Raw genomic sequence first — 24,143 nt, 5'->3', positions numbered from 1 at the left:
GGCTGCCGAAGGTGCCCGCGATCTCAGCCTTTGCTGATGCGCTGGTTAAGCAGTTCTCGGGTCAACTCTTCAACTTTTTCGCGGCGCTCGCTGCTGCTGCGCCAGCCGCGCTTGTCGATACTTGACCATTGCGGGTAGGCACGGGCATCGCGGAGGGCTTGGGGTAGTTTGCCTTGGCGCCATGTACCGTCTTGTGGTTCCGCGAGTTTTATCACATCCATTGCCGCATGGCCGCGCTCATCGAGTGCACTCAGCAGCAGGTGCTGGCGCAGGGCCAGAAGACGCAGCACGGCGTCATCAACCGTTAGCTCACGCTCACCTTTGAACTTGCTTTTCAACCGCTCGCCATAGCCGCGCAATGTCTGCGCACTGCCGCCAATCAAGGCGCCGAGTGCGGCGGCAGCGCCAAGGGTTACGCCACCAACGAGAAGGTCGATACCTGCGCCGGTAGCAGCGCCTGCCGCCATGCCGCCACCGACTTTGATGCCGAGCTGCTTGAGGGTTTCTGGGTTGAACAGGTCATCGCCCCAGCGTCCGTCGAGCAGGGGCAGGTCTTCAGCCTTGGCGTCATCCTTGCGAAAGGCATAGAGCTTGAGCAGGTCTTCAACGCAGCGTTGTTCGCGCTTGCAAATACTTTCTCGCAGTGCATTGATCGCCGCTTTTTCAAGGGTTGGCTCCGCCGCCACGCTGCGCCGGTAAGCGGCGCAATCAATCAGCAAATCAGCAATCAACTGCACCCCAGCCTGTGTTCGGGTTTCGCGCTGAGCTTGGTGATCCTCGATCAAGCGTTGCAGTTGCGGTGCGGCTTTTTCCAGTAACAGGCTCAGGCTTTCATATAGACGCCGTTCTCCGTCTACCGGCGGCGCCACGCTGTCAAACCGCACCAGTGCATGCAAACCAATACGGGCCAGCGCTTCTCGCCACTCTTCTTCGCGGTGTGCGGTGCTGGCGACAAAATTCAGCACCGGTAAAAGCGGCCGTCCGCACATGCTCAGCACTTCGAGTTCGTCGCGGTACTTGGCCAGCACCGGCTCACGGGCATCAATCACATACAAGCCTGCGTCCGATGTTTGCAGTTGGCGCAGCACTTTGGCTTCCTGCTCGAAGCGTTGATGGGCTTCGCTGCTTTGCAGAAAACGCTCCAGCCGGGCAGGACCATCAAGGCGCTCGCCGGGGTGATCAAGGCGTTCTAAATAGTCGAGCAGGGCGATGGCATCTTCCAGCCCTGGTGTGTCGTAAAGCTCCAGCAGCGCCTCACCCTCGACCGATAAGCGCGCGCCTTCGACATGGCGAGTGGTGCTGTGCAGGTGAGAGACCTCGCCAAAGCCAACGTCACGGGTCAGGGTGCGCAGCAGCGAGGTCTTGCCGACGTTGGTATGGCCGACGACGGCCAGGCGCAGCGCTTTACTCTGAGTCATGAGCACCCTCCAGCCAGCTTAGCGGTGCTGCGTCGTTGTAGGGTAGTTGCAAGTCGTCGAGCGCCGTATGCCAGTCGCTTAAGCGATTGCTGTCGAGGGCCTCGCCGTTCGGCGGTGGTAGCAACCAGATACGTGTTGCACCCGCGCAGCGGCTAAGCTCGCCGAGCAAGCTCAGGGCGCCACGGTCGGGCGAGCGGCGCGGGTCGCAGGCAATTAACAGGCGAGCAGGGGGGAAGCGGGTGAGTTGCTCCAGCAAGCGCTTGCGCTGCTCACGGCTGTCGATAACGCCGGCGTCACGCACGCCTTCAGGCAGTTCACTGGGCGGCCATTGGCGCTGCGTGTCCAGCTCAATGGCCATCAACACCGCCTCTTCGCTGGGATTGGCGTTGTGTCCTGAGTGGGGTTGGTGCAAGGACTCCGGGGCGCTGTCATTCACGCCGATACGCTCACTGCTCGGCTGCAAGCGCTCACGCAACAAGCTGTAGCCGGGCAGGCTGGTGTCAAGTTTAAGTGCGGCCCGGCCACTGCTCCACAGTAGCCAGCAAATCAGGGTAAGGGCCAAGCGCGGAATGATACCGTAGACCAACAACACCCCCACCAGCCAGCCAGCCCAACTCTGTCGTGCCGCTTCGCTGAGTATCACGTTGTCGCCACTGATACGGATCAGCTCGGCATCCGGCAAGCTGAAACCAAACAGCGCTGGCAGAGCGCCGATGCCTTGGGTCAATGCGGTAAAGGTCTCGCCGCTGAGAATGGTGCTTTCCCAGACAAAGCCATAGCGCCGGGTAGCCAGGAGCAACAGCATGCTAACCAAGGTGCTGAGCAAGGCAATCAGCCAGAAACCATTGCTCATGACACCCAACGCCCAGCGGCTTAGACGCTTACGTTGCAGAAGGATAAGCAATGCCGGGGCCAGCTGTGCGGCCTGAGCATCGCGCGCCAGTTTTTCGCTTAGCCACAGCCACAAACGACCCAAGGCGCCAGCACTGTCTCCTGCAAAAAGCAGCCCTAACAGCCAGGCGAGCAGCATCAGCAGGTTCAGTCCAAGCATGCTGCCGAGCGCCCAGAACACATTAACCGGGCGCAAGCCGTCACCCAGTGCAGCAACGCTCAAACCTATCCCGCTTAACACGGCAAACACCAGCATGGCCAGAAGTGCTAGGCGGGAGCCTTGGCGCCAGTGATTTAGGGCTTGTAGCTGGCCGTCGCGCTCAGCTAATAAAAGCGCACGGTGCTGCAAGCGCTCGACAAAGTCTCCGCCCGCCACTTGCACGCGACGATTGGTTTCGCTGTCTTCAAGCGCTCCGGTGTGCTCTTCGCGCAGGCGAATGGTCTCGGTGAGCCAGAGCTTTTGCAGTTTGCTCAGGGTGTTGAAAGCTGCACTCACACGGTATCTCGTCTCAGAATTGAATACTGAGCATAACCGCTGAACGCTGTTTCAACTACGTCATCGGATTATTTGCGCAGGCTTCTGACCTTAACGGCGATGTCGGGTTGGTCACTGAACAGGCCGTCGATACCGGCATCGAGGAAGATATTCATCTCCTGTTCAATAGCACCGCGGGCGCTCGGGTCATCGCCTCTGCGTAGATTAACCGGCAGAAAGCTGTTTTCAGCGCGAAAGGTGTAGGGGTGAACTTTCAGTTTTGCGGCGTGGGCATCGGCGACATAGCGCGTGGTATTCGCCGGGTCGAGCCTGCCCTTGCTATCGAGGGGAATGATCGCGCTCTTGTGTGGGCCAACACCGACAGCGTATTCGGCAACCTGCTTGAAGCCTTTAGGTGTGGACATCTGCGCGTAGGTGAGCGAGCTGCCACTGAGTGTTTGATCAAAGGGCTGACCTTCGCCATACAGCTGGATCAGGCGGATGTTGCTGTCCCGTCTCAGCTGTTTCAGGTTGTTGACCTCGAATGACTGGATATAAACCGCTGCTTCGGCGCTGTCCAAGCCATTTTCCTTGAGGATTTTCAGCAATGGCGCCTCCATGCTCAGGCCTTGTTGCTGGAAATAGCTTGGGTGCTTGGTTTCGATGTACAGACCAATCTCGCGGCCCTGACTGCGTTGCAGGTCTTTTGTCAGGTCGATGATTTCTTGCAGCGTTGGAATCTGCATACTGCGATTCAAGCGTGCGTTACCGGGGCGCACATCGGGGATTCGTTCAACGGCGCGCAAGGTCTTTAATTCGGCCAAGGTGAAGTCTTCGCTGAACCAGCCATTCAGGGCGATGCCGTCGATGGTTTTGCTGCGTTTGCGCGCCGCAAACTCCGGGTGCAACGCCACATCGGTGGTCAGGCCCAGTTCATTGTCATGCCGGGCAACCAGCTCGCCGTCTTTGGTCATCACCAGGTCGGGTTCGATATAGTCAGCACCCAAGGTCACCGCCAGTGCGTATGAGCCAAGTGTGTGTTCGGGGACATAACCGCTGGCTCCACGATGGCCAATAATCAGCGGTTGGGCTACCGGGCCTTGTTCTTCAACTGCCGCATTTGCCATGAAAGACAGGCACAGCAAGCACAGCAAAGTACCTGCGCGAGCATGATGATGAGCGATCCGGTCGTGGTTGAGTGCAGGCATGCGCGTCGTCCTTGTGCGAAACAGTGGCTGAAAGGATAGTCTGCAACGGCTTGGGTGACCGCTTTGTTACAGCGCTGTCAATCAAGTGCGTTATGCGCGTGAGCGATTTTTGATTGCTAGACAATCGCGCCACCGTGCCGCGTCTGGCTTGTACTTTAGAGGCTCTGCTATGCTCGCCCGCATGAAAAATACTCTTCCTCTTTGTCTGATTGCGGCGCTCGCGGATAACCGTGTGATCGGCCTCGATAACCAAATGCCGTGGCACTTGCCGGCGGATCTCAAGCATTTTAAAGCCTTGACGCTGGGCAAGCCGATCATCATGGGTCGCAAAACCTGGGACTCCCTTGGGCGAGCCTTGCCGGGCCGTTTAAATCTGGTGGTTAGCCGGCAGAGTGATCTGCTACTGGAAGGCGCAGAAGTCTTCACGTCGCTGGAAGATGCTGTGACCCGTGCCGACGCCTGGGCCCGTGAACAGGGCGTGGATGAGCTGATGCTGATTGGCGGTGCGCAGCTCTACACCCAAGGGCTGGAGAAAGCTCAGCGGCTGTACCTGACGCGGATTAATCTCAGTCCAGAGGGTGATGCCTGGTTTCCCGAGTTTGATGCCCACGCCTGGCGGCAGACATCAAGCGAGGCGCACCCCGCAACAGAGGCAACCCCGCCTTACGTATTTGAAAGCTGGCAGCGTAATTAAGCCGCAAATCAGGAGGGTGGGTGGCGTCTTTTGCTTCACCCACCGTGCCAGGCAGCCAACACCCCTGGAATTAGCGCTTTAGTGGGCCAGAGCCAGGCGTGCAGCCTTACCGTCCTTAGCTACGATCTGCCAATACACCAATCAAAAAGAACACCAGCAACAACACCGGGGCCAGCGTGTAATTGTTGAATTGGCCGAGGCCCGCGCTGAGATAAGGCGTCAGGAATACGATGGCCAGGCCATAGACCACGGCGCACACGACCACGAAAATGATGGTGCGAAAGACAAAGTTCAGGCCGCCAATGCTGCGCTGAACCCAAGCGTTGATGGCGGGGCCGAAGAGCACGAACAGGGTCGCCATGATCGCCAGTGAGATGTCATACAGATGGCTGCGGCTCCAGCGAGACAAGGTGGCGGTTAGGTCAAGTAGCAAGTCCATGGGTTGTCCTTAGAGCAAAAGGCTCATCAACTGCCTATCAAGGCAAAAATTGTTGCAGTAAGTCATTGAGGAACAGCTGACCTTCCGCTGTTGCCGTGAGGCGGTCAGGGTTATCTTCAAGCAACCCCCGTTGCTGCGCTTGTTGACGTGCCTCGCTCAGCAAACTGAGCGGCAGGCCGGTACGCTGGGTGAACAGCTCGCTGGCAGCACCTTCGGTAAGGCGCAGTACATTCATTAAAAACTCGAACGGCAATTCATCCTGCCCGAGAATGCGCTCGCCTGCACTAAAGCGCTTGTTAGGGTCGAGGTAGTCTTTCGGCAGCCGGGTTTTCCAGGTTCGGCGAATGATGCCATCCGGGCTGCTGAGTTTGCCGTGAGCCCCCGCACCAATCCCGATAAAATCGCCAAAACTCCAGTAATTCAAATTATGCCGCGCCGCCTTGCCAGCCTGGGCGTAGGCCGATACTTCGTATTGGGCATAGCCGTGCTCGGCGAGTAGAGCCTGACCCGCTTCCTGAATGTCCCACAAGGTGTCGTCTTCGGGCAGTGTTGGCGGCTGATTCCAGAATACGGTGTTGGGCTCGAGCGTCAGTTGATACCAGGATAAATGCGTCGGCTGCTGTGCTATCGCGGTACGCAGATCGGCCAGCGCATCGTCAATCGATTGATCCGGCAGGCCGTGCATCAGGTCGAGGTTGAAGTTATCAAAGCCGGCGGCGCGGGCCATATCGGCCGCGCGCACCGCTTCATCGCCATCATGAATTCGGCCCAAGGCTTGCAATTTTTCCGACTGAAAACTCTGTACACCGATGGATAGCCGATTGATCCCCAGCTTGCGATACGCCGAGAACTTGGCTTGTTCAAAGGTGCCTGGGTTGGCTTCGAGGGTGATTTCAATGTCGTCGACAAACCTGATGCGTTGCTCAACCCCGGCAAGCAGGCGCCCCAGTGCGTTGGCCGAAAACAAGCTCGGCGTGCCGCCGCCGAAAAAAATTGAGGTCAGTTCGCGGCCATGCACGGCGGGCAAGTCGGCATCTAGATCAGCCAGCAGCGCATCAACGTACTCCTCCTCAGGCAGGGTTGGCGCCGCCGCATGCGAGTTGAAGTCGCAATAGGGGCACTTTTTAACGCACCAGGGAATATGGATATACAACGCCAGGGGAGGCAGCACAAAGCCGTCAACCGCATGGTGGATGCGATCGCTGGCAATGGTTGCAGACGCTGTGGTCATAGCCCCAGCCGTTGCTTGAATAGCGCCATTGCGCGGGCCCGGTGGCTGAGCTGGTTCTTCTCGGTCGGGCTTAACTCGGCGCTGGAGCAGTCGCGTTCGGGCACCCAAAACAGCGGGTCATAGCCGAAGCCGTGCGTACCCTGTGCTGCCGGCAAGATACGCCCGTGCCAGAGGCCTTCACAGATGATCGGCAGTGGGTCATCGGCGTGGCGAACCAGGGCCAGGCAGCAAACAAACTGTGCGCCGCGCTGCTCGGGGGCGACATTTTTCAAGGCTTCAAGCAGCTTGGCATTGTTGGCCGCATCACCTTGACCATCGGCGTATCGCGCCGAGTAAATCCCAGGTGAGCCGCCAAGGTAGTCCACGGCTAGGCCAGAGTCGTCGGCAAGTGCTGGCAAGCCTGATACTCGCGCCGCATTACGGGCCTTGAGAATGGCGTTTTCGACGAATGACAGGCCGGTCTCTTCAGGTTCGACCTGACTGAATTCACCCACAGAGCGTACGTGAATCGAGTCGCCAAGCATGGCTTGGAGTTCTTTGAGTTTGCCAGCGTTATGGCTGGCGAGTACGAGTTCAGTAAGCTGGATCATTCGTCTGGAAAAAATTCCTGGTTGAAGTCGAAGCTGTGCGCTTGGCCATCGCCTGCGGTGACGTTAATGGTGAAGCGTAAGACTTCGCGCTGCTCGAAAGGGAATTGCGCCAAGTAATAGATAGCGCCCGGTTCGCTGACTTGCTTAAAGCTCAGGGGATAGTCTTTGCCCAGCAGATCTTTCACTGAACCGGTGACGTTGGCGGTACTGGCCTTGCCTGCCTTGAGCACAGCAATATTGATAACGCCTTGGGTTTTGCTGCGTACCAAACCGTTGGCTGCGGCGATGTCGGGCTGCAAAAAGCCAGAGTTGAAGGCATTGTAATGAACGTCCAGATCACCATAGGTCTGCTTGCGCTCAGCGAACGCGGGCAGGCTCAGGCACAGTGCCATTAGGAGTACGACGAGGCGGCGCATAAGGGTGTCTCCTGTAAAATAGTCTGTCGGGCTTAGTCGCTACTGCTCGGGTTCATGGCGCTGTAGCCACTGACTCGGTAAATGCCGATCTCACCTAATAGATTAGGCAATATTTTGCTGGCCCAACCGTGTCGGTGGTCGCGATCGACAGCCAGACGCTCAAGAATGGTGGCTTGCTGATCCAGGCACAGGCGCTCGAAGTCTTCAAATGTGCAAAAGTGAATATTCGGCGTGTTGTACCAGGTGTAGGGTAAAAAGTCGGAAACCGGCATCCGTCCTTTACTCGCCAAGTACCAACGGCAGCGCCAGTGGCCGAAGTTAGGAAAAGTGATGACGCAGGTTTTGCCGACGCGGAGCATCTCTTTCAGAATCCGATCGGGAAAATGCACGGCTTGCAGTGCCTGGGTCATTACGACCACGTCAAAGCTGCCGTCGGCAAAGTTGCCCAAGCCTTTGTCGAGATCTTGCTCGATGACGTTGACGCCCTTGCTGACGCACTCGGCAATGTTGTCCGGGTCGATCTCCAGGCCGTAACCAAATACCTGTTTGTTATCGCGTAGCCAGGCCAGCAACTCGCCGTTACCGCAACCCAAGTCGAGTACGCGGCTGCCTGCGGGAATCCAGTCTTGGATAATATCCAGATCAGCTCTCATGCCTGCCTCATAGGGTAATTCGATTCATATAGCTGCTAAATGCCTGGAGATAGCGTGGAATAGGTATCAGAAACGCATCATGGCCCTGGGGGGCGTCGACTTCGAGGTAGCACACGTTTTTCCGGGCTGACGTCAACGCATCGACGATCTCCCGCGATCGCTCCGGTGAGAAACGCCAGTCGGTGGTGAATGAGATCACGCAGAAATCGGCTTTAGCCGTGGCCAAGGTTTGAGCGAGGTCGCCGTCATTGGCGGCGGCCGGGTCAAAGTAGTCGAGCGCTTTGGTCATCAACAGGTAAGTATTGGCGTCAAAGCGCCCGGAAAACTCTTCGCCTTGGTAGCGCAGGTAGCTTTCGACCTGAAACTCAACGCTGTGGAAGTCGTAATTGAGCTTTTCACTCTTTAAGCCGCGGCCGAATTTTTCACCCATGGCATCATCAGACAGATAAGTAATATGGCCGACCATGCGTGCAAGCATCAAACCGCGCTTTGGAATAACGCCCTGCTCCTGAAAGTGACCGCCATGAAAGTCCGGGTCAGTCAGAATCGCCTGGCGGGCGACTTCATTGAAGGCGATATTTTGCGCCGAAAGCTTTGGTGCTGAGGCAATCGCGACGCAGTGACGGACTCGTTCTGGATAGCTGATCGTCCACTGCATGGCCTGCATGCCGCCCAAGCTGCCGCCAACAACCGCTGCCCATTGCTCGATACCCAGCGCATCGGCCAGTCGGGCTTGGCTATGAACCCAGCACTCGACGGTCATCACCGGGAAGTCGGCACCAAAGGGTTTGCCAGTCTCTGGGTTGATGCTGGATGGCCCGGTCGAGCCGTTACAGCCGCCGAGGTTATTCAGGCTGACAACAAAGAAACGGTTGGTATCAATGGCTTTGCCGGGACCAATACAGCTGTCCCACCAGCCGGGCTTACGCTCATCCGCGCGGTGAAAGCCCGCTGCATGGTGGTGGCCAGACAGAGCATGGCAAATCAACACCGCGTTACTACGCGCTGCGTTTAATTCGCCGTATGTTTCATACACCAGGTCATAGTTGGCAAGGGTACGCCCGGAAGCCAGTGATAACGGCTCGGCAAAATGCAGTACTTGGGGGGTGACCAAGCCAACAGAATCTTGTGGAAAGGCAGTCGACATCGACCCTGCTCGCAAAGTTGAGAGTTAAAAAGAAAGTCATGCAGTCTAAAGAGCGCCGCCCCATGCAGCAAGCGATGGGGCGGCGCGATGGGCGTTTGAATGAAGCCCGGAAACAAAAGTGCAGCAGTTTTCGCGTCGGTCTATTCGTTGGCACTCATGCTGCGTGACGCGACGGGCAGGTTGACCACCTTGTTGTGGCGCTGGATAGGTGCGGGCCGGCGCATGTTCCGCAGCATTTCGGAGGCTTGATTCAACTGCAGGCTAAGGTCTTCTCGGTATCGCGCCAATTGCTGGGTTCGCTGGCGGGTTTGTTGGGTTTCCTGAGCCAATGCCTTGAGCCGCAGCATATGAGTTTCGAGCAACTGTTTATGCTCCAGGGTGTGCTGCATTAACGGCATCAAGGCATCGTTGGCCCATTGGTCGACATCCTGACGCAGGCGCTGGTGCATGCCGACCACTTCTTGGGCGAGGGTGGCAAAAAAACGCTTGGCTAAACTTTTTTGTTCGGTCAGCAGCGATTTCAGATGCAAGCGGAACTGGTCCGCCTTGACCTGCAATTGCCTGAGCTCACGTGAATAGCGCTCAACATTAAACTGGGGTGCATCCACGCCGTGCAGTGGGTTTTCCTGGTTGTGCCTGCGATAAACCGCCGCGACCATGGCATTGGCCGTTTCTGCTTCGTAGCTAAGGCTGTGCAGATCGTTTTTGATCGAGCTAAAAAAATGCAGGATTGCCTGATTGATACCTAACGTCGTCCAGCAACTGGTAAGTTCCTTGCGGGCACGCGCCATATGCTTGTCGAGCTGTTCGGGGCGTACGGCGGCACGGAGCAGATCACCTTGACGTCTTAGCAGGCGCTGATTGGTTTTCAGGCCCAGCAGACGTTTGTGATGCTGGCTGTGATCTTCTTTAGTCTTGGCGGTCAGCTCAAACAGCATCTGGCCGTTGTCTTGCTGATGCGCATTAAGCAACGCCTGCTGCTGACTCACCTGCTCAAGACGCACATTCAGTGCATGCTGGCTGTTTTGCATCAAGCCCAGCACCTGATTAACCACATGATCTTCGATTAAGCGTTCTTTTTGCGTGACGATACGCTCGCAGAGCAGTGTTTCTAGATTGTGCATCTGGCTGCGTGCTAGCAATGCTGTGTCTTTGCGGACTTTGGCCAACAGCCCCTGCTTGGCCGAAAGCGGCAGCACCTCGTCCGGTTTGATTCCCAGCTGTTTTGCAGTGATTTCCTGGATCTGGCGGATGCTGTTTTGCACAAACGCTTCGCCGGCCAAATCATCCCAGAGCACATCAATCTTGTTCAAAATGGCAAACAGGCTGGCGTGGCTTTCTTCTTCAAGCGGATGAATATGCTGTTGCCAGGCTGCCATGTCGCTTGCGGTTACCCCGGTGTCGGCAGACAGCAAGAACAAAATGGCTTGGGCACTGGGCAGCATCGACAGGGTTAGTTCCGGCTCGCAACCCAGCGCATTGAGGCCTGGCGTGTCGAGAATGCGCAAGCCTTGGCGTAACAGTGGGTGGTCGAAGTTCACCAAGGCATGACGCCATGCGGGAACCATGACCATGCCTGGTTTACCGCTGCTTTCCAGGGTGTCGGGGTGAAAACCCAGCTGGATAGCGTCCTCAACCTTCATAGGTTTGGTTTTTGACACCTGGGTGAAGGCTTCAGCCATGTTGGCAGGATCACTGATATCCAGCGGGATGTTGATCCAATGCCGAGGCGCACGCTTGAACTGGGCAACGCTGGCCTCCGATTTCCGGGTTTCCACGGGCAGCAGACGAATATAGGCATGCTCGGAGCGAGGGTCGAAGAACAACTCGGTGGGGCACATGGTGGTACGCCCTGCGCGCGACGGCAGCATGCGCTGGCCGTAAGCAGAGAAGAACAGGCTATTGATAAGCTCGGTTTTACCGCGGGAGAACTCGCCGACGAATGCCAGTGTAATGTGATCGGTGCGCAGAATTCGTAATGCCCGCTCAAGTTTCGCGGCAACGCTGTCCGAGTTTAGACGGTTGGTTTCTAACCAACTGCGGTACCGAGTGATCTCACGCATTAGCTCACGCTTCCACGTGACATACGCATCAATCTGCTGGTTGAGACGTTCCATGCTCATGGGTAGATCATCCTTTCGCGAGTTGTAGCATCTAGCGCGTCCTGCACAGATATGGAGGCCTGGCCATGGTTTTATTATGGCGGCTTTTATCCCGCAAACAGGGCATTTTCAGCGATTCTGTGAAGGCCGCCTCAATTGCAGGAAGCCTTTGCGGTAGTGGCATTATGCCTAGGATGGGACGTTCGTCAATTGGCCTTGCCTACAGACGGTAGCTATCTATGACCAGCCGGCCTAATGGCAGGTCTCAGGCCCGCTTAAAGTCTTATTCGGTGGTGCTGGAGGCCTAAGCCGAGAGGGGAGCGTTGAATTATTGAAGGCGAGGCAGATAGCCTCGCCGCCAATACTCAAAGCTGTTTAGATCGCCAAGCTGAGGCCTGAGAGCATGCCGGTCATAACCGCCAAATTGCGGATAACCAGCATATCGATCAGGTTGAGGACTAGAAAGGCCAGAATCGGAGACAGATCGAGGCCACCAAGGTTAGGCAGAATGCGCCGAAACGGCATTAGCAGCGGCTCACAGATCTGATTGACCAGCTCAACAGCAGGGTTGTGACTGCCTTGTGCGACCCACGACAGGATCACGCTGATGATCAAGGCGAAGAAGAACACCTTGAGGAACAGTGCGGTGACACCAATGATCGACCAGATCAGTACCAGCATAGGTGCGCTGAAGCCGTAACCCATAAGCATCAGGGTCAGCTCCATCAGTACAAACTGGACGATTAGGGCAAGTATCAATGAGGATGTATCAAGCCCGAAAATGCTCGGAATAACCTTACGCATCGGCTTGAGCAATGGCTGCGTCGCGCGCACGATAAACTGGCTTAGTGGGTTGTAGAAGTCGGCACGGACTAATTGCAGGATAAATCGCAGCAGTACGATCAACAGGTAAAAACTGCCGATCGTTTGCAGGATGTAGACGCCTGCAGTGTTCAATCCAATCATTATTTGCTCCTTATTTGCCTAGCTGTTCGGCCAGCTCTGCCGAGCGGCGAGCAGCGGCGTTGAGTGCGTCATCAACCAGAACCTCAAAACGGCCAGCCTGGAAGGTTTTGATTGCAGCTTCAGTTGTGCCCGCAGGTGACGTCACCCGGCGGCGCAATTCCCCAGCGTCTACATCACTGGCGACCGCCATGTGGGCCGCGCCCAGAGCTGTTTGCAGGGTGAGTTGGGCAGCGGTTTCCCGTGGCAACCCCAATTTTTCGCCGGCATCCGTCATGGCTTCGATCAACAGGAAGAAGTAGGCAGGACCACTGCCTGAAACGGCGGTAACGGCATCAATTTGCTGTTCCTGGTCCAGCCAAATAGTCATGCCAACCGCTTTGAGCAGCTGCTCTGCCTGATCTTTTTGCTCAGCACTGACTTGGGCGTTAGCGTACAAGCCGCTGACGCCCTGGCGCAGCAGGGCTGGGGTATTGGGCATGCAGCGCACGATAGGCCGGTCGCCCAGCCAGGTTTCCAGGCTGGTGCAGTTAATGCCGGCGGCGATGGAAACCACCAGTTGCCCAGATTTAAGGTGCTGGGCGAGGTCAAGACAGACCTCTTTCATCACTTGCGGTTTGATCGACAGGACGATGACATCAGCCCCTTCAACCGCCTCAGCATTACTGGCAAAGGTGCTGATGCCGTGTTCCGCAGAAATTTTCGCACGTTGTTCTTCGCCGCGGTCACTGGCGCGAATGGCGCTGGCGTCAAAACCCTGGGCGCGCATACCGCCGATGAGGCTGGCAGCCATGTTGCCTGCGCCGATAAAGGCGATGCGAGGAGAAGTCATAACGGAGGTTCCTGTGTTGATTCAGAGGAATAATTGCGGGCACCAAACAGTGCCGTACCGATTCGAACCCAAGTCGCGCCTTGGTCAATTGCCGCTTCAAGGTCGTGACTCATGCCCATGGACAAGGTGTCGAGGTGCATATTCAAGTTTTGCTGCAGCTCGCGTAATAAAGCAAAGGCTGCTCGTTGTTCCGCCGGGTCGTCGCTTGGCTCCGGAATTGCCATTAAACCCCTTAGCTGCACATTTGGTAATTGACAGACTGCCGCAGCCAAAGCCGGTAATTGTTCAGGACTACAGCCCGATTTGCTCGCTTCCTGGCTGACATTGACCTGTAAGCAAATATTCAATGCGGGCAGATGCGCTGGACGCTGTGCAGACAAGCGCTCAGCCACCTTGAGGCGATCAACAGAGTGTACCCAAGCAAAGTTTTCAGCGATGGCGCGGGTCTTGTTTGACTGAATGGGGCCTATAAAATGCCAAATCAATGGCAAATCAGACAATTGCTGCTGTTTATCCAAGGCTTCTTGTAGATAATTTTCACCAAAGTCCTGTAGACCAGCTGTGTACGCTTGGCGAATGGCCGAGGCGGGTTTGGTTTTGCTGACGGCCAGTAAACCAATTGTCTCGGGTTGGCGTGCGCAGGCTTGCGCCGCCTCACGGATCCGAGCTCCGACCTTTGCAATATTCTCTGCTATCGTGGACATTACTTACGCTCTGTGGCCCGTTTGCTCTGCGTGTGGGGCATTCTAACGTCAATGGCCGCTGGTTGAGAAAAACTAACGTGACAGGGCGCTTCATCCTGCTGCGCGAACCTGCGCCAGTTGCGCCAAATGATTTGATTTAAACACTGCATAACCGGGTGCAGTCGTTATTTAGCAGCCTTGGGGAGTTACATGGATATCACAGAACTGCTGGCGTTTAGTGCCAAGCAAGGCGCTTCAGACTTGCACCTGTCTTCGGGGCTGCCACCGATGATTCGGGTTGATGGCGACGTGCGTCGCATCAACTTGCCAGCGCTGGACCATAAACAGGTGCATGCGCTCATTTATGACATCATGAACGACAAGCAGCGTAAGGACTTCGAAGAGTTTCTTGAAACCGACTTTTCCTTTGAGGTCCCAGGGGTCGCACGTTTCCGGGTTAACGCCTTCAACCAGAACCGCGGTGCTGGCGCGGTCTTCCGGACCATTCCTTCCAAGGTTCTGACCATGGAAGATCTCGGCATGGGCGAGGTGTTTCGCAAGATCACCGACGTGCCTCGCGGCCTAGTTCTGGTGACCGGCCCAACGGGTTCGGGTAAATCGACCACCCTGGCGGCGATGCTGGATTACCTCAATGCCACCAAGTATCACCATATCCTGACCATCGAAGACCCAATCGAATTCGTTCACGAGTCGAAGAAATGCCTGGTTAACCAGCGTGAGGTTCACCGTGACACCTTAGGCTTCTCCGAAGCGCTGCGATCTGCGTTGCGGGAAGACCCGGACATCATCCTGGTTGGCGAGATGCGTGACCTTGAGACCATCCGTTTGGCGCTGACCGCGGCTGAAACCGGCCACTTGGTGTTCGGCACCTTGCACACCACCTCTGCTGCAAAAACCATCGACCGGGTGGTTGACGTGTTCCCGGCTGAAGAAAAGTCCATGGTTCGCTCGATGTTGTCGGAATCACTGACGGCGGTGGTGTCCCAAACCCTGTTGAAGAAAATCGGCGGCGGTCGGGTGGCGGCTCACGAAATCATGATCGGCACGCCGGCGATTCGTAACCTGATTCGCGAAGACAAAGTGGCGCAGATGTACTCGTCGATTCAGACCGGCGGTTCGCTGGGCATGCAAACCCTTGATGCCTGCCTGAAAGGCTTGGTGGCAAAAGGTTTGGTTAGTCGCGAAAGTGCCCGTGAGAAATCCAAAAACCCTGAGAACTTCTAAACTAAGACCTGTGACCGACTGCTCCTGAACCTCTGGTGCTCTGCGCACTGGAGCACTAACGCCGATGGCACACGCCCATTGGCGTCACTTTTAGCGTTAATGCGTGACTGCGACGGTGAGATAGAACAATGGACTTTGAAAAACTGCTACGCCTGATGGTCGAAAAAGGGGGTTCTGACCTTTTCATTACAGCGGGCGTTCCACCGTCGATGAAGGTCAACGGCAAGATCATGCCTATCACCAAGACTGCCATGTCCCCTGAACAAACCCGTGAAACCGTGCACTCGGTAATGAACGAGCAGCAGCGCCGTGATTTCACTGAAAATCATGAGTGCAACTTTGCGATCAGTGCGCGCGGTGTGGGCCGTTTTCGGGTCAGTGCGTTTTATCAACGCAACCTTGCAGGCATGGTCTTGCGCCGGATTGAAACCAATATCCCAACGCTTGATGATTTACAGCTGCCGGAGATCCTGAAAAAACTGGCGCTGACCAAGCGTGGTTTGGTGCTCTTTGTCGGTGCGACAGGTACCGGTAAGTCGACCTCGTTGGCGGCGATGATCGGCTATCGCAACAAGAACAGCAGCGGGCACATCATTTCCATCGAAGACCCGATTGAATACATTCACCAGCATCAAAACTGCATCGTCACTCAGCGTGAAGTGGGGATCGACACCGAGTCATTTGAAGTCGCCCTGAAAAACACCCTGCGTCAGGCGCCGGATGTGATCTTGATCGGTGAGGTGCGTACCCGCGAAACCATGGATCACGCTGTGGCGTTTGCTGAAACCGGTCACCTGTGCCTGGCCACGTTGCACGCCAACAACGCCAACCAGGCGCTGGACCGCATTATCAACTTCTTCCCGGCTGATCGACAGAATCAGGTATGGATGGATTTGTCGCTCAACCTCAAGGCCATTGTTGCTCAGCAACTGATTCCAACTCCGGATGGCAAAGGTCGTCGCGCAGTAATTGAGGTTTTGATCAATACGCCGCTGGCCGCTGACTTGATTCGCAAAGGCGATGTGCACGAGCTCAAGGCGCTGATGAAGCGTTCAACCGAGCTAGGCATGCAGACCTTCGACCAAGCCCTGTACAACCTCTACAGCCAAGGCGAAATCACTTACGAAGATGCCTTGCTCTATGCCGACTCGGCCAACGACCTGCGCCTGATGATCAAGCTTGGCTCGGAAACCGATGGCGATCACCTGACCAGCATGTCGCAAGGTTTGTCGCTGGAAGTGAGCAATGACGATAACCCGGGGCGCAGCTTCCGCTGAGGCTTGAGCGGTTGCCAACGATGGCTCAGCAAGCTGCTGCGCAATTGTTTTCGTAGCAGCCGATCTCAGGTAGATTGTTGTCTCAGACTAAGCCTGCAAGCAGGAGGCAGACATGCAGCAACAAGACACCCACAGCAAGACAATCGGATATCTGTTGTGGATTTTTGGTTTTCTCGGCGCGCACCGCTTTTATTACGGCAAGCCGGTCACCGGAACCATCTGGTTTTTCACTTTGGGCCTGTTCTTTATTGGCTGGATCATCGATTTTTTCCTGATCCCGGCCATGGATAAAGAAGCCGACCTGCGCTTCACCGCTGGCGAGACCGACTACAACGTGGCCTGGATTCTGTTGACCTTCCTTGGCATTTTCGGCGTGCACCGCATGTACCAAGGCAAATGGATCACCGGGATCATTTATCTGTTCACCGGCGGCCTGTTTTTTGTTGGCGTGCTCTATGATTTCTGGACGTTGAACACCCAAGTGTCATTGAAAAACGCTTCACGTAGCTAATCATTAGCTATACGAAAAGCCCGCAAATTGAACTGCGGGTTTTTTTGGGCTCATTTTTCGAGCGAGACCAGTCGCCAGGTTAACGGCGAAGCCACTTATTAAGGTTAAAGCTTTAACTAAGGCAGGAAACAGTAGGCATCAATAAAAGGATTTTCCCGCGCTAAATAACCGGTGTAATGGCCCGTGGGCTTCTACGCTAGGGCTGTTGATGGTGCCCACAATCGATATGTCATGTGGGTGCAGGGCTTCGTATCATCTCCGCGCGAAAAGCCACAAAACAAGAGGCCAAGTCTTATGCCAAAAACATCGCAAACTGATTGGGAGCGTCTGTTAAAACTGGACGACACCGATATCGACACCGGTGATATTCCCGAGCTTACAGATGATTTCTTTCGCCGTGCCGAATTGCGTGCACCGGTGAAAAAAGCAGTGACTATTCGCCTTGATGCAGACGTGTTGGAGTGGTTCAAAGAGCAAGGCGCGGGCTACCAGACGCGCATCAACCAATTGCTGCGCCGCTACATGCAGGCTCAGCAGGAGAAGCGCTAGCGGTTGTACAAGCACCGGCTATGCGAGGTTGTTCATGCGAGTAAGCCGAGGCTCAGGATGACGCCCGCAGCAAGCCTGGGGTCGTTAACGCAAGAAACGCGCAGTCATTATTTGTTACGGTTGACGCTCTAATTAAAATAGAGAGACTCCGTTATGAAGCTCACGTCCAAATTGCTCGCCGCTGCACTCTGCTTGGGTCTAGCGGGACAGGCTTTCTCCACTGAGCTCAAACACTGGCCGGCTCCGGCCGCCAAACAGCTCAACGCAATGATCGCGGCGAATGCCAATAAAGGTAACTTCGCGGTGTTTGACATGGACAACACCAGCTACCGTAACGACTTGGAAGAGTCGCTGCTGCCATTCATGGAAAACAAAGGGCTGATCACTCGTGAAACGCTGGATCCCTCGCTCAAGTTGATCCCTTTCAAAGACACCGCAGAGCACAAGGAGAGCCTTTTCAGCTATTACTACCGCCTATGCGAAGTCGACGACATGGTCTGCTACCCATGGGTGGCGCAAGTGTTCTCCGGTTTCACCCTAAAAGAGCTCAAAGGCTATGTTGATGAGTTGATGGCCTCGGGCAAGCCGGTGCCAAGCACCTATTACGACGGTGATAAGGTCAAAACCATCGATGTTCAGCCGCCGAAAGTCTTCGCCGGGCAGACCGAGCTTTACAACAAACTGATGGAAAATGGCATTGAGGTTTATGTGGTGAGCGCTGCGTCTGAGGAGCTGGTGCGCATGGTCGCCTCCGACCCTAAATACGGCTACAACGTCAAACCGCAGAACGTAATCGGCGTGACCATGCTGTTGAAAAACCGTCAGAGCAATGAGCTGACCACCGCACGCAAGCAGGTCAGTGCAGGCACCTACAGCGAGAAGGCTAACCTCGACCTTGAGTTGACCCCGTACCTATGGACGCCGGCCACTTGGATGGCAGGCAAACAAGCCGCGATCCTGACCTACATTGATCAATGGAAGAAACCGGTGCTGGTGGGCGGTGATACCCCAACCAGTGACGGCTATATGCTGTTCCATGGTGTCGACGTGAAAAAAGGCGGGATTCATCTGTGGGTAAACCGCAAAGACAAGTACATGACCCAACTTAACGGCATGATAAAAGCCAACGCCGAAGCTCAAGCCAAAGAAGGCTTGCCGGTGACGGCAGACAAGAACTGGGTCATGGTTACCCCGGATGACATCCAGTAAAGCCTGATCGGCACAGCCCCATTTAACAGTTCGGAGCTGTGCCGCCTTGCCGGCTCGGTCGTGCAACCCAGGCACTCAAGTTGAATGCTTGATCTCCGCCAGGTCATCGACTGCCAGTGCGCCCGTGTCGGAGGTGTCCAATACTGCGTAGGCACTGCTGCAAAACAGAGAGTTCAGGCGCTTCATGTCGGCGATCAGTTCGAGGTGCAAGGAACTGGTTTCGATGCTTTGCACGATCTTGCGTTGCAGCCGGCTTACGTGCGCGTGGGCCAGGCGTCGTTCCTGTGCGCGGAAGCGGCGTTTCTCGCGCAGCAGTTGGCGGGCACTTTCTTTGTCTGAACTCAGAAACACCGACAAGCCCAAGCGCAGGTTGGAAATAAGCTGACTGTGTAACCCGGCCAGCTCTTCCAGGCCAACTTCGGAAAATGAGCGGCGCTGTGAGGTCTTTTGCTGCTGCACTTTGCGCAGCATGCGTTCGATCAGGTCGCTGGCGAGTTTCAGGTTGATCGCCAGTTCAATGGTTTCCGCCCAGCGCCGGCTGTCCTGATCGCTCAAGTCTTCCCGTGGCATTTGTGCCAGGTACAGTTTGACCGCGCTGTAGAGCTCTTCGACGTCGTCGGTCAGGCGGCGCATTTCTTGGGTGACTGCGCTTTGTTTGCTGTGCAGCACTTCGCCCATGGTTTCGAGCATGTTGTCGATCAAATCACCGATGCGCAGAGTTTCCCGCGCTGCATTCGCCAGCGCCAAACTGGGGGTGACCAGTGCTGTGAGATCGAGATGCCGCGCTCTGGCCGTGCCGTTGACTTCCGGCTTTTGCGGCAGCAACCAACTGCAGAGTTTGGCCATCGGCCCGACACTGGGCAGCAGGATCAGGCAACGTGCGGTGTTGTACAGCAGGTGGAAGCCAATGACGATCTCCTGGTGACTGAAGTCGAATGTGTCGATCCACTGCACCAACGGATTGAGAACCGGAATGATCAGCAACAGGCCGATCAGCTTGTATAACAAGCTGCCAAGCGCAACCTGGCGACCGGCAGTGTTTTGCATGCTGGTGCTGAGAAACGCCAACACGCCGCTGCCGATGTTGGCGCCAATCACCAGCCCGATCGCCACCGGTAGGCCAATCAATCCAGCGCCGGCCAAGGTGGCGGTGAGTAGAACGGCGGCGAGGCTGGAGTAGGAAATCATGGCGAACAAGGCGCCCACCAGCGCATCGAGCAGAATGTCGCCCGTGAGCGAGGCAAAAATAACTTTAACGCCTTGAGCCTGGGTGATGGGCGCGGCCGATTCGACGATTAATTGCAGCGCGAGAATAATCAGCCCCAAACCGATGCTGACCCGGCCCATCTGCCCCAATCGGGTTTGTTTGCGCGATAGGAAAAAGATCACGCCGATGAAGATCAGCAGGGGCGAGAGCCATGAAAGGTCAAAGGTCAGCACGCGCGCCATCAGTGCCGTACCGACATCCGCGCCAAGCATGGTTGCCAGTGCCGGGGTCAGCGCCATCAGGCCTTGGCCGACGAATGAGGTGACGAGCATGGCGGTGGCATTGCTGCTCTGAACCATGGCGGTGACGCCAATTCCGGCGATAAACGCCAGCCAGCGCTTGGACATGCTTTGACTGATAACCCGGCGCAGGTTGGAGCCATACACCCGCAGGATGCCGGTTCGGACGATATGTGTGCCCCAAATCAACAAGGCCACGGCAGATAGCAAATTAAGCAGGGTGAGCATTCAGGCCCCCTGAGCTGTTGACACCCCAGAGGGGCAAGCTGACGGTACCGCATCCGATCTACATTTTACTTAAGCTGTAGTTGGCTTACGGCCTTAGCGCCAGCATCGCATAGCTAAACAGCGGATTGAAATAAAACTGTCATAAATTCCGGTGCGAGGCGCTACAACGCTCAGGATGGGCCGCACTAGCCAACCGCGCTCTAGGCTTGTTTATATTTAAAAGCGTCCCAGACAAAACTGGGTCCTGAGGCATTTGCAATAAGCCCCGCCAGATACGCCAAAGCCCGGAGCATCCGGGCTTTGGCTGAGTTGCGACAGGGCAAAGGCCTTGAATCAATCTGGGATGATTGGCAATTCGCGTTTGTGCGCCGTTTTCAGGTAAGCGGCTTCAATGATTGCGGCAGGCGCATCTGCAACGTCATTGCCGAGCAAGTAGTTGTCTATATCGCTGTAGGTGCAACCGTAGGCCACTTCATCGAGCTTGCCGGGTGCCAGCTCTTCGAGGTCGGCAGTAGGTGCTTTGTGCACCAGAGATTCTGGCGCACCGAGTTGTTTGGCGAGTAAGCGAACTTGGCTTTTGGTCAGGCCAGACAATGGCGCCAGGTCGCAAGCGCCGTCACCGAATTTGGTGAAAAAACCCATGACCGCTTCTGCGGCGTGATCGGTGCCAACCACCAGGCCGCCGACGAAGTTGGCGATGGCGTACTGGGCAACCATGCGAGTGCGCGCCTTGACATTGCCCTTGGCGAAATCGATCAGGCTTGGGCTTGGCTCAATGCCTTCAACTGTGATGCTGTTCATCAGGCCATCCACCGCGTCGGCGATGTTCACAGCGGTCGAGACATCGGGCTGGATAAAGCTCAGTGCGGCTTGCGCATCATGCTCGTCGGCCTGGGTTTTGTACGGCAGGCGTACGGCGACGAACTTAACCGCGTGGCCTGCGTCGCGCATTTCACTGACGGCCAACTGGCACAAACGCCCCGCAGTAGAGGAATCGACCCCGCCGCTGATGCCCAGTACCAGCGCTTTGGCGCCAGAGGTGAGCAGTACGTTTTTAATGAACTCGATGCGTCGGCTGATTTCGGCTTTAGCGCTGGTGTCGTCGGTGATGCCTCTGTCGATGGCCAAGGCTGCCTGAATCTCTGATCGCAAAATTGGGTTCATTGCACATCCACCTCTGGGGTTTGTTTCAGTGATGCCGAAAGCGCCTGCAGCGTCGCCTCAGGTCGCTCAGTTCAATACAGGAATTTTTAAGCAATTATCGGGCTACTTTACCACCGCTGGCACATTAGATTGTGGGATTGCTTCGAGCAAATATGATTGCCGGTGGTACTTGTGTTGGCGCGCTTTGTTAAATATTTGGCGGTTAATGTCGGGTTGTGCGCTGGCTCATTGATGAGGATAGACGGTTCGAATATGAGCGTTCCACTCGCACCCAGGCGTTCGATGTGCCGGGTACTAATTCCAATAATTAAACCGGGATACGCCTGATGGATTTACACCGCGTCATTCGTGCTGTCACGACCAGTTTGCTGCCGGTGCTGTTGGCTTCTCAGGCCGTGGCGGCTGAGGGTGATTACCTGCCGCGCCCTGATCCTGTATTCAAGGGCAGTGTGGGCAGCACCTTTCAAGACTCAGATCCGGCCAAGTTTCCCCTGCCACCCAAGGCACCGGCGGGCGCGCCCAACGTGCTGTTGATCATGCTCGATGACGTCGGCTTCGGTCAGTTCGATGTGACTGGCGGCGGCGTGCCTTCACCCGCGATGGATAAACTGGCCAGCCAAGGGTTGCTCTATAACCGCTTTCACACTACTGCACTCTGCTCGCCGACCCGTGCCGCGCTGTTAACCGGGCACACGCCGCAGATGGCGGGCTCGGGAATCATCACTGAGCTGGCAACCGGTTATGACGGTTACACCGGGATCATTCCGCGGGACACCGCAACCATCGGCCGGATTCTCAGCGAAAACGGTTACAACACAGGTTGGTTTGGCAAGAACCACAACACGCCGATCTGGGAAACCAGCGCCAATGGCCCGTTTAACCATTGGCCAACGGGCATGGGATTCAATTATTTCTATGGTTTCAACGCCGGTGATGTCTCGCAGTGGCAGCCGACGCTGTTTGAAAACACCAACCCGGTCCCAGCCTCGAAAGATCCTGACTATCACTTGTCAAAAGACCTGGCCGACAAAACTATCGACTGGATTCATCGCTCCAAGGAAATCGAACCAAATAAGCCGTTCTTTGCCTACGTAGCACCGGGTGCAACCCATGCGCCACACCATGCACCAAAAGAGTGGATCGACAGGTTCAAAGGCAAGTTTGATATGGGGTGGGATGCGTATCGCGAGATGACGTTCGAGCGCCAGAAAAAACTCGGGGTTATCCCGCAGGATGCCGTGCTGACGCCGCGCCCGGACAGCTTGCCGGCATGGGACACGGTCTCGCCCGAAGACCAGAAACTATTTTCCCACATGATGGAGGTCTTCGCTGCGTACGGTGCGCATGTGGATTATCAGATGGGCCGCATCATTGATGATGTCCGCAGCATGCCGGGTGGCGACAATACCCTGATTATTTACGTTGTCGGTGACAACGGGGCCTCTGCTGAAGGGGGGTTGGCTGGAACCTTGAACGAGAACAGCATTTTCAATGGGGTCAGCGAAACGGCTGATCAGATCCGTCCATACGCCGATGAACTGGGTGGCCCCAAGCACTTCAATCACTTCCCGGCTATGTGGGCGCATGCCATGAGCACGCCTTTTCAGTGGACCAAGCAAGTGGCCTCGCACTTCGGTGGCATTCGCAATCCGCTGATCATCTCCTGGCCTGCGAAAATCAAGGCCAAGGGCGAAATCCGTAACCAGTTCCATTATGTCTCAGACATCTTCCCGACCATTCTCGAGGCGGCGGGTATTCAAGCACCGCTGTCGGTCGATGGCATCAAGCAGAAGCCGATTGAAGGCATCAGCATGGCGTATAGTTTCGATGACGGCAAAGCCAAGGATCATCGCCACTCGCAGATTTTTGAAATGTTCGTCAATCGCGGCATGTACAAGGATGGCTGGTTCGCCTCCTCGCGTTCCTTTATCCCTTGGCAGCCAAACCGGGGTGATTTTAATCCGCATACCGCCAAGTGGGAGCTGTACAACATTGACCAGGACTTCACCCAAAGCAAAGACTTGGCGCAAACCAACCCTGAAAAACTCAAACAGCTTGAAGACCTATGGTGGGCTGACGCGGCGCGGCGCAATATTCTGCCGTTGGACTGGCGCGGTGCTGCGCGGTTCTCCGGGCAGCTTACCGGTAAGCCGAGCTTGGCAGCAGGGCGTGATAGCTTCGTCTACCGCTCGCGTTTGACCCATTTGCCCGAAGCCGCTGCACCGGACTTGAAAAATAAGTCGTTCTCAGTGGCCGCCGATGTCGAAATCAAAAGCACAGACCAAGGCATGCTGTTTACCCAGGGCGGCTTCACCGGCGGCTGGGGCTTTATGGTGCAAGCGGGCAAGCTAGTGCTGGTGCATAACTACCTGGACATCAAGCGCTATCGAGTCGAGTCGGATAAACCCCTGCCAACCGGCAAGGTCGTGCTGACTGCACGCTTTGAATACGCGGGCGAGAAGCAGATGGGCAAGGGCGGCAAGGCCACGCTATTGGCCAATGATCAGGTGATTGGCAGTGGCGAGATCGGCCAGACTGTGCCATTTATCTATGCCCTGAGTGAAACCCAGGACATCGGCAGCGACATTGGTACGCCAGTCGATTACTCCTACGAGCCGCCGTTTTCCTTTACCGGCAAGCTCAACAGTGTGACGGTCAAATTGGGTCAGTGACTCAGGATTGATCGCGCACAAGCGTCCAGACCTAAGTCTC

Annotated in this window: 22 protein-coding genes; 7 read left to right on the top strand and 15 right to left on the bottom strand. The window is 56.0% G+C overall.

Going from position 1 to position 24,143, the window contains the following annotated elements:
• Positions 1-23: 23 nt before the first annotated feature.
• From AACY09_RS17225 to AACY09_RS17215, 3 genes are all read right to left on the bottom strand, one after another.
• Entirely contained in the window at positions 24-1,418 is a 1,395-nt protein-coding gene (locus AACY09_RS17225; protein WP_445323864.1) for a DUF3482 domain-containing protein, read from the bottom strand.
• Complete coding sequence (locus tag AACY09_RS17220; protein ID WP_339489976.1) at positions 1,405-2,784, bottom strand: DUF2868 domain-containing protein; 1,380 nt, start codon at positions 2,782-2,784, stop codon at positions 1,405-1,407. The genes AACY09_RS17225 and AACY09_RS17220 overlap by 14 nt, the downstream gene beginning before the upstream one ends.
• 89 nt (positions 2,785-2,873) lie before the next feature.
• Positions 2,874-3,911 (bottom strand): glycerophosphodiester phosphodiesterase, encoded by a 1,038-nt coding sequence (locus AACY09_RS17215; RefSeq protein ID WP_445323874.1) that lies wholly within the window; start codon positions 3,909-3,911, stop codon positions 2,874-2,876.
• A gap of 250 nt (positions 3,912-4,161) precedes the next feature.
• Between AACY09_RS17215 and AACY09_RS17210 the strand changes: the two genes are divergently transcribed.
• Positions 4,162-4,686: a dihydrofolate reductase gene (locus AACY09_RS17210; RefSeq protein WP_339489740.1), complete on the top strand. Its 525-nt coding sequence runs from the start codon at positions 4,162-4,164 to the stop codon at positions 4,684-4,686.
• A 115-nt stretch (positions 4,687-4,801) separates the two neighbouring features.
• Here the strand turns inward: AACY09_RS17210 and AACY09_RS17205 are convergent, their stop codons facing one another.
• The 10 genes from AACY09_RS17205 to AACY09_RS17160 all read right to left on the bottom strand — a co-directional run bounded on the left by AACY09_RS17205 (position 4,802) and on the right by AACY09_RS17160 (position 13,763).
• Positions 4,802-5,125: a DUF3392 domain-containing protein gene (locus AACY09_RS17205; protein WP_339489739.1), complete on the bottom strand. Its 324-nt coding sequence runs from the start codon at positions 5,123-5,125 to the stop codon at positions 4,802-4,804.
• Between the two features lie 37 nt (positions 5,126-5,162).
• Complete coding sequence (gene hemW / locus AACY09_RS17200) at positions 5,163-6,356, bottom strand: radical SAM family heme chaperone HemW (RefSeq protein WP_339489738.1); 1,194 nt, start codon at positions 6,354-6,356, stop codon at positions 5,163-5,165.
• A complete protein-coding gene (gene rdgB, locus AACY09_RS17195; RefSeq protein ID WP_339489737.1) occupies positions 6,353-6,946 on the bottom strand; it encodes an RdgB/HAM1 family non-canonical purine NTP pyrophosphatase in 594 nt (197 codons plus the stop codon). Before rdgB ends, hemW begins: the two co-directional genes overlap by 4 nt.
• Entirely contained in the window at positions 6,943-7,362 is a 420-nt protein-coding gene (locus AACY09_RS17190; RefSeq protein WP_339489736.1) for a DUF4426 domain-containing protein, read from the bottom strand. Before AACY09_RS17190 ends, rdgB begins: the two co-directional genes overlap by 4 nt.
• Positions 7,363-7,394: 32 nt before the next feature.
• Positions 7,395-8,015: a methionine biosynthesis protein MetW gene (gene metW / locus AACY09_RS17185; protein WP_339489734.1), complete on the bottom strand. Its 621-nt coding sequence runs from the start codon at positions 8,013-8,015 to the stop codon at positions 7,395-7,397.
• A 7-nt stretch (positions 8,016-8,022) separates the two neighbouring features.
• On the bottom strand, positions 8,023-9,162 hold the full coding sequence (metX, locus tag AACY09_RS17180) for a homoserine O-succinyltransferase MetX (RefSeq protein ID WP_339489733.1): 1,140 nt from the start codon (positions 9,160-9,162) through the stop codon (positions 8,023-8,025).
• Between the two features lie 140 nt (positions 9,163-9,302).
• Positions 9,303-11,285, bottom strand: a complete 1,983-nt coding sequence (locus AACY09_RS17175; protein ID WP_339489732.1) for a dynamin-like GTPase family protein — start codon at positions 11,283-11,285, stop codon at positions 9,303-9,305.
• 354 nt (positions 11,286-11,639) lie between these two features.
• Positions 11,640-12,230: a YggT family protein gene (locus AACY09_RS17170; protein ID WP_339489729.1), complete on the bottom strand. Its 591-nt coding sequence runs from the start codon at positions 12,228-12,230 to the stop codon at positions 11,640-11,642.
• 10 nt (positions 12,231-12,240) lie between these two features.
• Complete coding sequence (gene proC / locus AACY09_RS17165; RefSeq protein ID WP_339489725.1) at positions 12,241-13,059, bottom strand: pyrroline-5-carboxylate reductase; 819 nt, start codon at positions 13,057-13,059, stop codon at positions 12,241-12,243.
• Complete coding sequence (locus tag AACY09_RS17160) at positions 13,056-13,763, bottom strand: YggS family pyridoxal phosphate-dependent enzyme (protein WP_339489723.1); 708 nt, start codon at positions 13,761-13,763, stop codon at positions 13,056-13,058. Before AACY09_RS17160 ends, proC begins: the two co-directional genes overlap by 4 nt.
• Positions 13,764-13,952: 189 nt before the next feature.
• Here AACY09_RS17160 and pilT point away from each other — a divergent pair, with 189 nt between their 5' ends.
• From pilT to AACY09_RS17135, 5 genes are all read left to right on the top strand, one after another.
• A complete protein-coding gene (gene pilT, locus AACY09_RS17155; protein ID WP_339489722.1) occupies positions 13,953-14,987 on the top strand; it encodes a type IV pilus twitching motility protein PilT in 1,035 nt (344 codons plus the stop codon).
• A gap of 128 nt (positions 14,988-15,115) precedes the next feature.
• Entirely contained in the window at positions 15,116-16,264 is a 1,149-nt protein-coding gene (locus AACY09_RS17150; protein WP_339489721.1) for a PilT/PilU family type 4a pilus ATPase, read from the top strand.
• 112 nt (positions 16,265-16,376) lie between these two features.
• Positions 16,377-16,775: a TM2 domain-containing protein gene (locus AACY09_RS17145; protein ID WP_339489720.1), complete on the top strand. Its 399-nt coding sequence runs from the start codon at positions 16,377-16,379 to the stop codon at positions 16,773-16,775.
• A 294-nt stretch (positions 16,776-17,069) separates the two neighbouring features.
• Positions 17,070-17,324, top strand: a complete 255-nt coding sequence (locus tag AACY09_RS17140; protein WP_339489719.1) for a BrnA antitoxin family protein — start codon at positions 17,070-17,072, stop codon at positions 17,322-17,324.
• 153 nt (positions 17,325-17,477) lie between these two features.
• Complete coding sequence (locus AACY09_RS17135) at positions 17,478-18,533, top strand: haloacid dehalogenase-like hydrolase (protein WP_339489718.1); 1,056 nt, start codon at positions 17,478-17,480, stop codon at positions 18,531-18,533.
• 75 nt (positions 18,534-18,608) lie between these two features.
• Here the strand turns inward: AACY09_RS17135 and AACY09_RS17130 are convergent, their stop codons facing one another.
• Positions 18,609-20,267 (bottom strand): Na/Pi cotransporter family protein, encoded by a 1,659-nt coding sequence (locus AACY09_RS17130; RefSeq protein ID WP_339489716.1) that lies wholly within the window; start codon positions 20,265-20,267, stop codon positions 18,609-18,611.
• A gap of 333 nt (positions 20,268-20,600) precedes the next feature.
• On the bottom strand, positions 20,601-21,431 hold the full coding sequence (gene nadE / locus AACY09_RS17125; protein ID WP_339489714.1) for an ammonia-dependent NAD(+) synthetase: 831 nt from the start codon (positions 21,429-21,431) through the stop codon (positions 20,601-20,603).
• A 326-nt stretch (positions 21,432-21,757) separates the two neighbouring features.
• Between nadE and AACY09_RS17120 the strand changes: the two genes are divergently transcribed.
• Positions 21,758-24,103: an arylsulfatase gene (locus tag AACY09_RS17120; RefSeq protein ID WP_339489712.1), complete on the top strand. Its 2,346-nt coding sequence runs from the start codon at positions 21,758-21,760 to the stop codon at positions 24,101-24,103.
• Positions 24,104-24,143 lie beyond the last annotated feature (40 nt).

It is taken from the genome of Pseudomonas sp. EL_65y_Pfl2_R95, assembly GCF_963971045.1.
GTDB lineage: Bacteria > Pseudomonadota > Gammaproteobacteria > Pseudomonadales > Pseudomonadaceae > Aquipseudomonas.
Note: the sequence above shows the minus strand (reverse complement) of the source record. Positions and strands in the feature narration are given on the sequence as shown.

Excerpts from the sequence above, each read along its gene's own strand:
- AACY09_RS17205 (WP_339489739.1), bottom strand. The coding sequence starts at position 5,125 with ATGGACTTGCTACTTGACCTAACCGCCACCTTGTCTCGCTGGAGCCGC.
- AACY09_RS17210 (WP_339489740.1), top strand. The coding sequence starts at position 4,162 with ATGCTCGCCCGCATGAAAAATACTCTTCCTCTTTGTCTGATTGCGGCG.
- AACY09_RS17150 (WP_339489721.1), top strand. The coding sequence starts at position 15,116 with ATGGACTTTGAAAAACTGCTACGCCTGATGGTCGAAAAAGGGGGTTCT.
- AACY09_RS17140 (WP_339489719.1), top strand. The coding sequence starts at position 17,070 with ATGCCAAAAACATCGCAAACTGATTGGGAGCGTCTGTTAAAACTGGAC.
- AACY09_RS17225 (WP_445323864.1), bottom strand. The coding sequence starts at position 1,418 with ATGACTCAGAGTAAAGCGCTGCGCCTGGCCGTCGTCGGCCATACCAAC.
- AACY09_RS17215 (WP_445323874.1), bottom strand. The coding sequence starts at position 3,911 with ATGGCAAATGCGGCAGTTGAAGAACAAGGCCCGGTAGCCCAACCGCTG.
- metW (WP_339489734.1), bottom strand. The coding sequence starts at position 8,015 with ATGAGAGCTGATCTGGATATTATCCAAGACTGGATTCCCGCAGGCAGC.
- hemW (WP_339489738.1), bottom strand. The coding sequence starts at position 6,356 with ATGACCACAGCGTCTGCAACCATTGCCAGCGATCGCATCCACCATGCG.
- nadE (WP_339489714.1), bottom strand. The coding sequence starts at position 21,431 with ATGAACCCAATTTTGCGATCAGAGATTCAGGCAGCCTTGGCCATCGAC.
- rdgB (WP_339489737.1), bottom strand. The coding sequence starts at position 6,946 with ATGATCCAGCTTACTGAACTCGTACTCGCCAGCCATAACGCTGGCAAA.
- AACY09_RS17120 (WP_339489712.1), top strand. The coding sequence starts at position 21,758 with ATGGATTTACACCGCGTCATTCGTGCTGTCACGACCAGTTTGCTGCCG.
- AACY09_RS17145 (WP_339489720.1), top strand. The coding sequence starts at position 16,377 with ATGCAGCAACAAGACACCCACAGCAAGACAATCGGATATCTGTTGTGG.
- AACY09_RS17135 (WP_339489718.1), top strand. The coding sequence starts at position 17,478 with ATGAAGCTCACGTCCAAATTGCTCGCCGCTGCACTCTGCTTGGGTCTA.
- pilT (WP_339489722.1), top strand. The coding sequence starts at position 13,953 with ATGGATATCACAGAACTGCTGGCGTTTAGTGCCAAGCAAGGCGCTTCA.
- AACY09_RS17130 (WP_339489716.1), bottom strand. The coding sequence starts at position 20,267 with ATGCTCACCCTGCTTAATTTGCTATCTGCCGTGGCCTTGTTGATTTGG.
- metX (WP_339489733.1), bottom strand. The coding sequence starts at position 9,162 with ATGTCGACTGCCTTTCCACAAGATTCTGTTGGCTTGGTCACCCCCCAA.
- AACY09_RS17170 (WP_339489729.1), bottom strand. The coding sequence starts at position 12,230 with ATGATTGGATTGAACACTGCAGGCGTCTACATCCTGCAAACGATCGGC.
- AACY09_RS17175 (WP_339489732.1), bottom strand. The coding sequence starts at position 11,285 with ATGAGCATGGAACGTCTCAACCAGCAGATTGATGCGTATGTCACGTGG.
- proC (WP_339489725.1), bottom strand. The coding sequence starts at position 13,059 with ATGACTTCTCCTCGCATCGCCTTTATCGGCGCAGGCAACATGGCTGCC.
- AACY09_RS17160 (WP_339489723.1), bottom strand. The coding sequence starts at position 13,763 with ATGTCCACGATAGCAGAGAATATTGCAAAGGTCGGAGCTCGGATCCGT.
- AACY09_RS17190 (WP_339489736.1), bottom strand. The coding sequence starts at position 7,362 with ATGCGCCGCCTCGTCGTACTCCTAATGGCACTGTGCCTGAGCCTGCCC.